The sequence below is a fragment of the Terriglobales bacterium genome (assembly GCA_035454605.1).
In the GTDB taxonomy this organism is placed as follows: Bacteria; Acidobacteriota; Terriglobia; order Terriglobales; family Acidobacteriaceae; genus DATMAB01.
The window spans coordinates 1-9,850 of the sequence record DATIGQ010000158.1 but is presented as its reverse complement, the minus strand read 5'-3'; the positions used below and the strand labels follow the sequence as shown (position 1 = coordinate 9,850).

The following is a 9,850-nucleotide window of genomic DNA, read 5'->3' as shown; positions in this document are numbered from 1 at the left end:
CTGACCGAGAGTCGGGGACACAGGGGAACGTGACAGGCCGCGTTCCCCTGCGTCTCGCGCGCGGCTACAATGAGCGGTCCATGAAGAATCTCGGCATCCTGATCTCCGGGCGCGGCACGAACTTCCAGGCCATTGCGGATTCCTGCGACGCCGGCCGCATCGCCGCGCGCATCGCCGTCGTGGTCTCGAACCGCGCCGAAGCCGCCGGCATTGAGATCGCCCGTCAACGCGGCCTGAAAGCGCTCGTCATTCCCTCCAAGGGCAAGCAGCGCGAGGAGCATGACCGCGAGGTGGCCGCGGCGCTGCGCGAGGCACAGGTGGACCTGGTCTGCATGGCTGGCTACATGCGCTTGCTCTCGGCCTGGTTCGTGCAACAGTTCCCACAGCGCATTCTCAACATCCACCCGTCGCTGCTGCCCGCCTTCCCCGGCCTCGAAGCTCAGAAGCAGGCGCTCGACTACGGAGTGAGAGTCTCCGGCTGCACCGTGCACTTCGTGGACGAGCAGCTCGACCACGGCGCCATCCTGGTACAGCGTACGGTGCCGGTGCTGGACACGGAAGATGAGCACGCGCTGGCGGCGCGAATCCTCGAACAGGAGCACATCGCCTATACCGAGGCGATCAATATCGTGCTGGGTGAGAGATTCGAGGTCCTAGGGAGACGAGTGGTTCTGAAGAATTGACGAATTGTCGAATTCCAGCGCGCGAGAAATATAATCTCCGCCATGCCCTTCCCCCCCGTCGATGAGCAGCTCGCCCTCTTGAAAAAAGGGGCGGCCGAGATTATTCGTGAATCCGAGCTGCGCGACCGCCTGGAGCAATCGCGCAAGACGGGCACGCCTTTGCGCGTCAAGGCGGGCTTCGACCCCACGGCCCCCGACCTGCACCTGGGCCACACCGTCCTCATCCGCAAGCTCAAGCACTTTCAGGACCTGGGTCACACGGTCATCTTCGTCATCGGCGATTTCACCGGCATGATCGGCGATCCCACCGGACGCTCGGCCACCCGCCCGCCGCTCACCCGCGAAGAGATCGACCGCAACGCCGAAACCTACAAGCAACAGGTGTTCAAGATCCTGGACGCAGAAAAGACAGTGATCGAGTTCAACCGGCGCTGGTTTTCGCAGTTCACGGCGGACGACTTCATCCGCCTGGCGGCCAAGTACACGGTTTCGCAGATGCTCGAGCGTGAGGACTTCCACCAGCGCTTCGACCAGGAAAAGCCCATCGCTATCCACGAACTGCTCTACCCGTTGGCGCAGGCCTACGATTCCGTGGCGCTCAAGGCCGACGTGGAACTGGGCGGCACCGACCAGAAGTTCAACCTGCTGGTGGGACGCGAGATCCAGCGCGCCTACGGCCAGCCCTCGCAGATCGTCTTGACTACGCCGCTGCTCGAGGGCACGGACGGCGTGCAGAAGATGTCCAAGTCGTTCGGCAACGCCATCGGCATCACCGAGCCACCGCTGGAAATGTACGGCAAGCTCATGTCCATCTCCGACGACATGATGTGGCGCTACTGGGAATTGCTTACCGATGCCTCCACGAACGCCATCGAGAACATGAAGCGCCAGGTCGGCAGCGGCAAACTCCACCCCATGAACGCCAAGAAGGGCCTGGCTGCGAAAATCGTGGCCGACTTCCACTCGGAGAAAGCCGCGCAACAGGCCGCCGACGACTGGGCCAAACAGTTCCAGAAGGGTGAAGTGCCGGAGAGCGTGGAGACAGTCGCGGTGAAATTCGCCGATGTTGCCGCCCACTCGTCCGATGGCAGCGCCATCAAGTTGGACAAGCTCTTGGCTCGGTGCGGGTTGGCTGAATCGGTCAGCGACGGCTTGCGCAAGATCCGGCAGAAAGCAGTCCGCATCGACGGCAAACTACACGCGGATGCCATCCTCCCCGTGAACCTCCCTGCGGAACTGACCATTCGCGCCGGCAAGCTCCTGCGCAAGGTGCGGATTTCCTGACTGTCAGTCGGACTTTGAGAATCGAGTTCAGCTGATCACCCGCAGCGCTCGCTGCTCCACCCAGACCTCGATGGGCGTCTGGCACACGTACTCGCCGTCAGCGTAGACATCGAGGGAGACTGCTGTCTCGATGCGCACGCGCTCGGCCTGGTAATAAGTGACCTCCGGCATTTCGAGGTGCCCCCCAGAATAGACGCGATGCAGGCAACGCATCAGGCGCGATCGGGAGGCGTCGCGAATCAGGCATACGTCCAACCGGCCGTCATCGGGCAGCGCGCGCGGCGCGATCTTCATCCCCGCGCCGTAGGCCGAGGCGTTCGCGAATGCCACCATCCAGGCCCGTCCGGCGAACGCGTCCGGCGGCGCTTCCGCGCCTTCTGCCGCGATGCGGAACTCGCAGGCGTGGAAGCCGGCTATCGCCGCCAGTGCCGCGAGAACGTATCCCCCATGACCCCGCAACCACGCCGGCATGGCGTTGGCGCGGCGGTTGGCTTCGGCGTCCACCCCGGCGCCGCCCACGCAGCAGAAGTAGGTCGCGGAGGAAGGCTTGGTATGGCTCCGTATCACGCCCAGATCCACGTCGTGCACGTTTCCGGCGCCGGCGACGAACTTCCGCCAGGCGGCCAGCGCGTTTCCCGGCTGTAACAGGCCCAGGGCGCGCGCAAAGTCGTTGCCGCTGCCGTGAGGTACGGGCAGCATGGGGATGCCACCGCGGGCCAGGTGAGGAAGCTGCCGATGGATGGTTCCGTCGCCGCCGAGGATCAGCGCAGCATCGGCGTTCTGCGGCGAATCGGCGACGGCAATCGGCACTCCGCACTCGCGGAATCGCCGCAATTCGTGCTCCATGGCGCCAGGCCCGAGGATGGCGACAGCCCGCATGGCCCGGCAAATCTACACCGCCGATGGCAGCCCGTCGAGGTCGCGCCACCGCCTCCACCTGGACGGTGCTAGACTAGGCGTCTGCCCATGAGCAACGACGGCAAGTCGCGTACCTTCCTGTGGATCGTGGTCGGCGGCGGGGCTTTCTTCCTGTTCCTGCTGGCGGTGTTCACGCTGGTGTACGTGAGTGTGAAGTCGGACGCCGACACGGGCTTTGCCGGGTTTGGCGATCGCATCGCGGTGGTGGACATTGAAGGCGTCCTCATCGATTCCAAGGCCACGGTGGAGCACATCAAGAAGTACGGCGACGATAGCTCCATCAAGGCCATCATCCTGCGGGTGAACACGCCCGGCGGTGGCGTGGCCGCCTCGCAGGAGATCCATGACGCCGTCAAGCGCGTGCGCGAAAAGAAGAAGAAGCGCATCGTAGCCTGGATCAGCACCGTGGGCGCGAGCGGCGGCTATTACATCGCCGTGGCCACCGACAAGGTCTACGCCAACCCGGGCTCGATCGTGGGCTCGGTGGGAGTCATCGCGCAGTACTACATCTATCCCGAGCTCATCAAGTGGCTGAAGTTGAAAGACATCACGCTCAAGACCGGCGAGTTCAAAGACACCGGCTCGCCCTCGCGCGACATCACCCCCGCCGAGCGCGAGTACCTGCAGAAACTGATGGACGACATGCAGGCTCAGTTCGTCCGGGCGGTGGCTGAGGGACGCAAGCTCAAGGAAGAAGAAGTGCGCGTTTTGGCCGATGGCCGGGTTTGGACCGGGCAGCAGGCCCTGCCCCTGAAGCTCGTGGACCAGTTGGGTGACTTCCAGGCCTGCGTGGACGACACCGCGAAAGCCGTGGGCATCGAGGGCGAGCCCACGCTAGTGCGGCCCATCAAGGAGCGGCGCACGTTGCTCGACGTGCTGTTCGGCGACGCCAGCGCCTGGTTCCCCGATCGCTCCAAGCTCATGGAAACGCACGTCGGTTTTTATTACCTGTGGAAGTAAAGCTGCGGTAGGATAGGCGCGCCGCGGGCTCCCCGCCCGCACCAAAACCCGCTGTCGGAGAGACACCCATGACCAAGGCGGACCTGATCGATCAAGTCTCGCAACTGGTGGAAGTGACGCGCAAAGACAGCGAAGTGATCGTGGAGACGATCTTTGACAGCATCGTGCGCTCGCTGCGCGCCGGTGACAAGATCGAGATCCGGGGCTTCGGCAGCTTCCGCACCCGCAAGCGCAAGCCCCGCGTCGGTCGTAACCCCAAGACCGGCGATCGCGTAGAGGTGCCGGCCAAGACCATTCCTTTCTTCAAGCCCAGCAAGGAACTGAAGGACCTCGTCAACAGCAAGTAGCTGCGCTTTTGGCTATTGGCCCTTGGCTCTTGGCCCTTTTGCATTTTTCATTTTGAATCTTGCATTCGAGCGCAGCCCGACCGCTCCCATCATCCGCCCTGTCTTGCCGCGCTCGCCGCGGTGGGAAAAGAGCAGGTCCACGCGGCAAGACGTGCACAGCGGCGAGGCCCAGATGTGGCGCGGCCGCAGTCCGGCGGCCACCAGTTGCCTGCGGTTGGCTCCCACCAGATCGAGATGGAGCTTGGGACCGAGCTCGCTGTGACCCGGCGCCCGCGCCGTCAGGAACAGCAGCGGATACTTCTCACGCACCGGATCGGACTCAGAAACCTCGTGGAACAGCGCGGCAGCGTAATCGAACTGTGCCTCGAAGCGCTCGCGCACCTCGCCTCCCACTTCGTAGCAGCAACCGTGGATGCCCGGTCCGATGGCGGCCACCAGCTTCCGCGGATCGCTTTGGTAGCGCTGGCGCATCATCCCCACGCCCTTTTCCACGATGCGCGCCAGCGTGCCGCGCCAGCCGGCATGAAAGACGCCGACGGCGTGATGCTCCGGGTCCGCCAGCAGAACGGGCAGGCAGTCAGCAGTCTGCACGGCAAGCACCAGGCCGGCAACGTCGGTGAGCAGGCCGTCGCCCACCAGCGGCGCGCTCGGGACGCGGTCCACGACGTGGATCACGTCGGAGTGCACCTGGCGCAAGGTGATCAGCGTGGGCTTGGCGCGGCCGCCGGACGGAAGCTCGGCCAGGAAGCGCCGCCGGTTCTTCTCCACCGCCGTGCGCGAATCTTCGGCGCCGAAGCCCAGATTGAGCGCTTTTCCGCCGAAGCGGCGCGAGACGCCTCCGCGTCGCGTGCTAAACCCGTGCAGCAGCCAGCGGAAGCGGGAGAGCGCAGGCGCGCGCAAGATCCGCGGGCGTTCCGTTCGGCGGGCGGCGGCCGGCACGCTTCCATTCTATCGGCCGACGCGGTTTGCCGCTGCCGTGCGCGTCCGCTATAGTCATGCCACGATGTACGCGGACTTCCACGCACGTGACCACTGGACCGGCGAGGACCGGCATTGCGTCTACAAGGCGCTCATCGTGGCCATCTCCACCCGCCATGCCGACGCCGTCGACATCAAGTTTCTGGTGAACGGGCGCCCGGTGTGGATCAGCCTGCCGCATCCCGCCTGGGTCGAGTACCGGAAGCGCACCGGCCAGGCCATCACCGACCCTCTGGCCGTCGCCATCGCCGGCCGGTTCCTGAAGCACGCTATCGAATCCGGTCTGGAGGGCGGCCGCGAGATGTACACCCTCAGCGTGGAAGAAACCCTGGATCACCTGGAGCAGGTACTGGCGGAAGCGGCTGTGACCGCGGCTGCGGGCTGAGATTGGCCGTCACGGGGGTCTTGTGACGCAGGCCACAGCGCCTTTGTGCTCAACGCGTTAGCGTGAGAGCGCGCCCGGATTGAAGGTCTCCGTACCGCGAAACTGGAATCCGGGCCTGCCCTTCAGGCAGAATTGATACTTTGGCCCAGGCCCAGGAGGCCTCGCATATGTCCGACGACGCCCTGATGAGCGCGATTGCCGCACTCGTCCACGGCAAGGATGTCCATCGCAACCTGCCGGCGGGTGCGCTCGTGGAGCACGCCATCCGGCGCAGCGAGGGTCGCCTGGCCTCGAACGGTTCCCTGGTTTCAGACACGGGCAAGCGCACCGGGCGCTCCCCCAAGGACAAGTTCACGGTCAAGGATGAGATCACCGCTGAGCGGGTGGACTGGGGCACGGTCAACCAGCCCTTCGATGCGGCCAGGTTCGATGCCCTGTGCGACCGCGCGGTGGACTACCTCGCGAACCGCACGTTGTATGTCCAGGACCTGTTCGCCGGCGCCGACCCCCTGTACCGCCTGCCCATCCGGATGATCAACGAACTGGCCTGGCACAACCTGTTCGTGCGGCAACTGTTCGTCCGGCCGTCGGCAGCGGAGCTGGTAGCCCACAAGCCGGAGTTCACGGTGATTTGCGCGCCCGAGTTCCATGCCCAGCCGGCGCGCGACGGCACCGGCTCGGAGGCGTTCATCGGAGTGAACTTCAAGCGCCAACTGGTGCTCATCTGCGGCACCAAGTACGCCGGCGAGATGAAGAAGTCCATCTTCAGCGTGATGAACTTCCTGCTGCCGCACCGCAACGTTTTTCCCATGCACTGCTCGGCGAACGTGGGCGCGGATGGCGTGACCGCGCTGTTCTTCGGACTCTCCGGGACGGGCAAAACTACCCTCTCGGCAGACCCCAGCCGCCGCCTCATCGGCGACGACGAGCACGGCTGGAGCGAGACCGGCGTTTTCAACTTCGAGGGCGGCTGCTACGCCAAGTGCATCCGGCTCTCGCGCGAGAATGAGCCGCAGATCTGGAACGCGCTGCGTTTCGGGGCGGTGCTGGAGAACGTGGTCATCTCGCCGGAAACGCATGTACCCGATTACAACGATGACCGGCTGACCGAGAACACCCGGGCCGCCTATCCTGTAGATTTCATCGATAACGCCTTGATTCCCGGCATTGGCGGACATCCCAAGCACGTGGTCTTTCTGACCGCAGACGCCTTTGGCGTCTTGCCGCCCATCTCGCGGCTGACTCCGGAACAGGCGATGTACCACTTCCTCTCCGGCTATACCGCCAAGGTGGCGGGGACGGAGGCGGGCGTGGGCTCCGAGCCACAAGCCACCTTCTCCACCTGCTTCGGCGCGCCCTTCTTGCCGCTGCGCCCCAAGGTGTACGCGGAGATGCTGGGCGACCGCCTGCGGCGCCATCAGGCGCAGTGCTGGCTGGTCAACACCGGATGGTTCGGGGGGCCGTTCGGCGTGGGCAAGCGCATGAACCTGCCCTACACGCGTGCCATGGTGCGGGCCGCCGTGGATGGACGCCTGGGAAAGGCCGAGTACGCCACGGAACCGGCCTTCGGACTGAGCATCCCGAAGTCCTGCCCGGACGTTCCGGCGGAACTGCTGAGCCCACGCAATGCCTGGCGGGACAAGGCTGCCTACGACACGCAGGTCGCCAACCTGGCGGAGCGCTTCGCCAAGAACTTCGAGCAGTTCGACGCGCCGGAAGCGGTGCGCGCCGCCGGGCCGGTGAAGGTAGCGGTCAGCGGCTAGCTAGTGCTGGTTTCCCGCTTCTGGTTTCTCGTGTTTCGCGCTTGAAGCTCGCGAGAAGCGGAACCGCTCGCGCCATGTTCTGCAGAAAAATCCGCGTCGAATACGAGGCCGAAGGCAAGCGCCAGCCGTGTCCGCTGAAGTGGCTGGACAGCTTCGCCATGCGCAACTTCACCAACTCGCCCGTCTTTGACGACACCCTTCCCATCGGCGATGGCCTGCTGGAGATCGGCGCACGAGTGCCCCTCGCGGAGTTGCGCGCTGCCATGGAAGACTGGTTCCGCAGGAAGGGCTACCTGCCAAGAGAAGCCGTGCTGATCGTAGCGGAGAAGTAGTTCTCAGTCCTTAATCCCGATTCGCTCTGTGTCTCTGTGCCTCTGTGGCTAATGCTAGCCCGGCGGTCGCGACCAGGGCGTGCCGGCGAGCGCGGTCTGCGGCTGGGCATCGCGAGCCACTTTCATCACCATCAAGACCTTGTCGTCCACGTGGGTGCCGCCCGCGGCGAACCGGTTCACTTCCTCGAGCACGCAATCCACGATGTCCTGGGCGCTCTTGGCGCGGTGGCGGGCCACGGCCTCGGCCAGGCGCTCGAACCCGAATTCTTCTTGCCGACTGTCCGTGGCTTCTAGGATGCCGTCGGTGCAGCACACCAACACGTCCCCGGGCTCGAGCTTTACCGAACCGCGCTCGTACTCAGCCTGCGGGAACAAACCCACAACCAGCCCGCCTTCTTCCAGCCGCTTGGACTCACCGGTCGCGCCGCGAATGAGCAGCGGCGGCACATGCCCGGCGTTGATGTAGTGCAGGCCGTTGCGCCGGGTATCCACCAATCCCAAAAAGATGCTGAGGTACTTGGTGGACTTGGCGTCGTGGTACATCATCTCGTTGAGCGAGAGCGTGAGCACTTCGAGCGAGTGCAGGTGCATCACCAGCGCGCGCAGCGTGGCCTGCAGATTGGACATCACCAGGGCGGAGGAAACGCCTTTGCCCTCCACGTCCGCCACCACCAGCAGCATGGACTGCGGTCCCAGGCTGAGGAAGTCGTAGTAGTCTCCGCCCACGGCGTAGCAAGGCTCATTGACCACGGCCAGGTCGAAGCCGGAAACCACCGGCGGAGACAGCGGCAGCAGATTCCGCTGGATCGACCGTGCCAATGCCAGTTCTTTTTCCAGGCGCTGCTTTTCGATGGACTCGCGGTGCAGGCGGGCGTTCTCCAGCGCCAGCGCCATGTGCCCGGAGAGCTTGGTGAGGAAGTCCTCGTCTTCCGGAGTGAACGGCCCGCCGGTGGTCTTGTTCAGCAACTGGATGATGCCCACGATCTCGCCGGTGTGGTGGCGGATGGGCAGGCAGAGCAGTGACTTGGTGCGGTAATGGAATTTCTGGTCGAAGCTGCTTTCGTGAAAGGCCAGCTTGTAAGCGTCTTCCGCGTTGACGGTCTCGCCCGTCTGGGCCACGCGGCCGGCCACGCCGCGGCCGAAGGGCATGCGAATCTCCTCGCGGTCCAGGCCCGAGGCCACAATGGACCACAGCTCCTGGTGAGGCTTGTCCACCAGAAAGACCGTCCCGCGGTCGGCTTGGGTCTCCTTGCGGGCGATGCTGAGGATCAGGTCGAGCAACTCGGCCAGGTCGAGGGTGGAATTCAGCAGGCGCGTGGCCTCAAACAGCAAGGAGAGCTGGGTGATGGCCTTGCGGCTTTCCTGAGCAGCCAGGGCTTCATGCACGCTGATGCCGGTGACCTCGGCGTAGAGCCGCCACCAGCGCAGCCGCTCTTCGTCCACCTCCGCGCGCGAGTAGCTGGCGATGACCCCCACCAGGCGGCCGCGGGCTTCGAGCGGATAGGCGGAGAGCCGGGTCAGGCCAGTGCGGCGGGCGAACTCCTGGTCATCGCCGCCGAAGCTGGCGACCTCCACGTTCTCGACGGTCTTGCGGGCGTCCGCCAGCTTGCCGATGGCGCCCTCCCCGGCGGGCGCGTAATCGTGGCGGTGGTGTCCGGGCTGGCCCGCGGCATGGGTCAGATAGGCGGACCGGGAAGGTTCGTCCCAAAGCCAAAGCTCGGAGCGTTCGGCATCGAACTCGGTGGCCAGTACGCTGGGGACCTGAGCCAGCACCTCGTCGGTGGACCGGGGCGTGGCGGCGCGCGTCATCACCGCCGCGAAGGCGGTGACATAATCCTTGGAGCCGGTTTCTCGGTTCTTGCCTTCAGCCGCGGTGGCGATCGCAGTTCCTCTCCTGGAGCCGCCTCCCAAAATGGGAGGCAGCGCGATGCTTCAATCCCCGGCGGTGTTCAGGCGCGTGAAAGGCGGCCGACGGGACTGATGGGCGTAACTATATGCGGCACGGGCGAGGGTTGCAAACATGGTAACGCCGGAGCAACCGGGCGCCCTTTACTTGTCGTACCGCAGCAGCGAGTACACGTCTTCGCCCTTGAGCTTCTCGCGGCCTTTGAGGAAGTCCAGCTCGACGACGAAGCCGACGCCGGCGATCTCGGCGCCCAGCGACTTGGCCAGGCCGACGCAGGCGCTGGCCGTGCCACCC

10 protein-coding genes are annotated in these 9,850 nt (G+C 64.9%); 7 read left to right on the top strand and 3 right to left on the bottom strand.

All coding sequences use genetic code 11. From position 1 onward, the window contains the following. A partial coding sequence (gene purN / locus VLE48_11410) for a phosphoribosylglycinamide formyltransferase (protein HSA93610.1) occupies positions 1 to 683 on the top strand: 683 nt, incomplete at its 5' end. A gap of 42 nt (positions 684 to 725) precedes the next feature. Continuing rightward, positions 726 to 1,967 (top strand): tyrosine--tRNA ligase, encoded by a 1,242-nt coding sequence (gene tyrS / locus VLE48_11405; protein ID HSA93609.1) that lies wholly within the window; start codon positions 726 to 728, stop codon positions 1,965 to 1,967. A gap of 27 nt (positions 1,968 to 1,994) precedes the next feature. On the opposite strand, the gene VLE48_11400 is transcribed toward tyrS, so the two are convergent. Then, the gene (locus VLE48_11400; protein ID HSA93608.1) at positions 1,995 to 2,846 is read right to left on the bottom strand and encodes a diacylglycerol kinase family protein; all 852 of its coding nucleotides are present in this window, start codon (positions 2,844 to 2,846) and stop codon (positions 1,995 to 1,997) included. 87 nt (positions 2,847 to 2,933) lie between these two features. Between VLE48_11400 and sppA the strand changes: the two genes are divergently transcribed. Continuing rightward, positions 2,934 to 3,845 carry a signal peptide peptidase SppA gene (sppA, locus tag VLE48_11395; protein HSA93607.1) on the top strand — a complete coding sequence of 304 codons (912 nt, stop codon included), beginning with the start codon at positions 2,934 to 2,936 and terminating at the stop codon, positions 3,843 to 3,845. Between the two features lie 68 nt (positions 3,846 to 3,913). Further along, entirely contained in the window at positions 3,914 to 4,192 is a 279-nt protein-coding gene (locus VLE48_11390) for an HU family DNA-binding protein (GenBank protein HSA93606.1), read from the top strand. A 12-nt stretch (positions 4,193 to 4,204) separates the two neighbouring features. On the opposite strand, the gene pgeF is transcribed toward VLE48_11390, so the two are convergent. Then, the gene (pgeF, locus tag VLE48_11385; protein HSA93605.1) at positions 4,205 to 5,131 is read right to left on the bottom strand and encodes a peptidoglycan editing factor PgeF; all 927 of its coding nucleotides are present in this window, start codon (positions 5,129 to 5,131) and stop codon (positions 4,205 to 4,207) included. Positions 5,132 to 5,168: 37 nt separating this feature from the next. Between pgeF and VLE48_11380 the strand changes: the two genes are divergently transcribed. From VLE48_11380 to VLE48_11370, 3 genes are all read left to right on the top strand, one after another. Continuing rightward, positions 5,169 to 5,555 (top strand): hypothetical protein, encoded by a 387-nt coding sequence (locus VLE48_11380; GenBank protein HSA93604.1) that lies wholly within the window; start codon positions 5,169 to 5,171, stop codon positions 5,553 to 5,555. Between the two features lie 167 nt (positions 5,556 to 5,722). Then, on the top strand, positions 5,723 to 7,318 hold the full coding sequence (pckA, locus tag VLE48_11375; GenBank protein ID HSA93603.1) for a phosphoenolpyruvate carboxykinase (ATP): 1,596 nt from the start codon (positions 5,723 to 5,725) through the stop codon (positions 7,316 to 7,318). A gap of 74 nt (positions 7,319 to 7,392) precedes the next feature. After that, complete coding sequence (locus VLE48_11370; protein ID HSA93602.1) at positions 7,393 to 7,650, top strand: hypothetical protein; 258 nt, start codon at positions 7,393 to 7,395, stop codon at positions 7,648 to 7,650. 54 nt (positions 7,651 to 7,704) lie between these two features. Here the strand turns inward: VLE48_11370 and VLE48_11365 are convergent, their stop codons facing one another. Continuing rightward, on the bottom strand, positions 7,705 to 9,459 hold the full coding sequence (locus VLE48_11365; protein ID HSA93601.1) for a SpoIIE family protein phosphatase: 1,755 nt from the start codon (positions 9,457 to 9,459) through the stop codon (positions 7,705 to 7,707). Between the last annotated feature and the right edge of the window lie 391 nt (positions 9,460 to 9,850).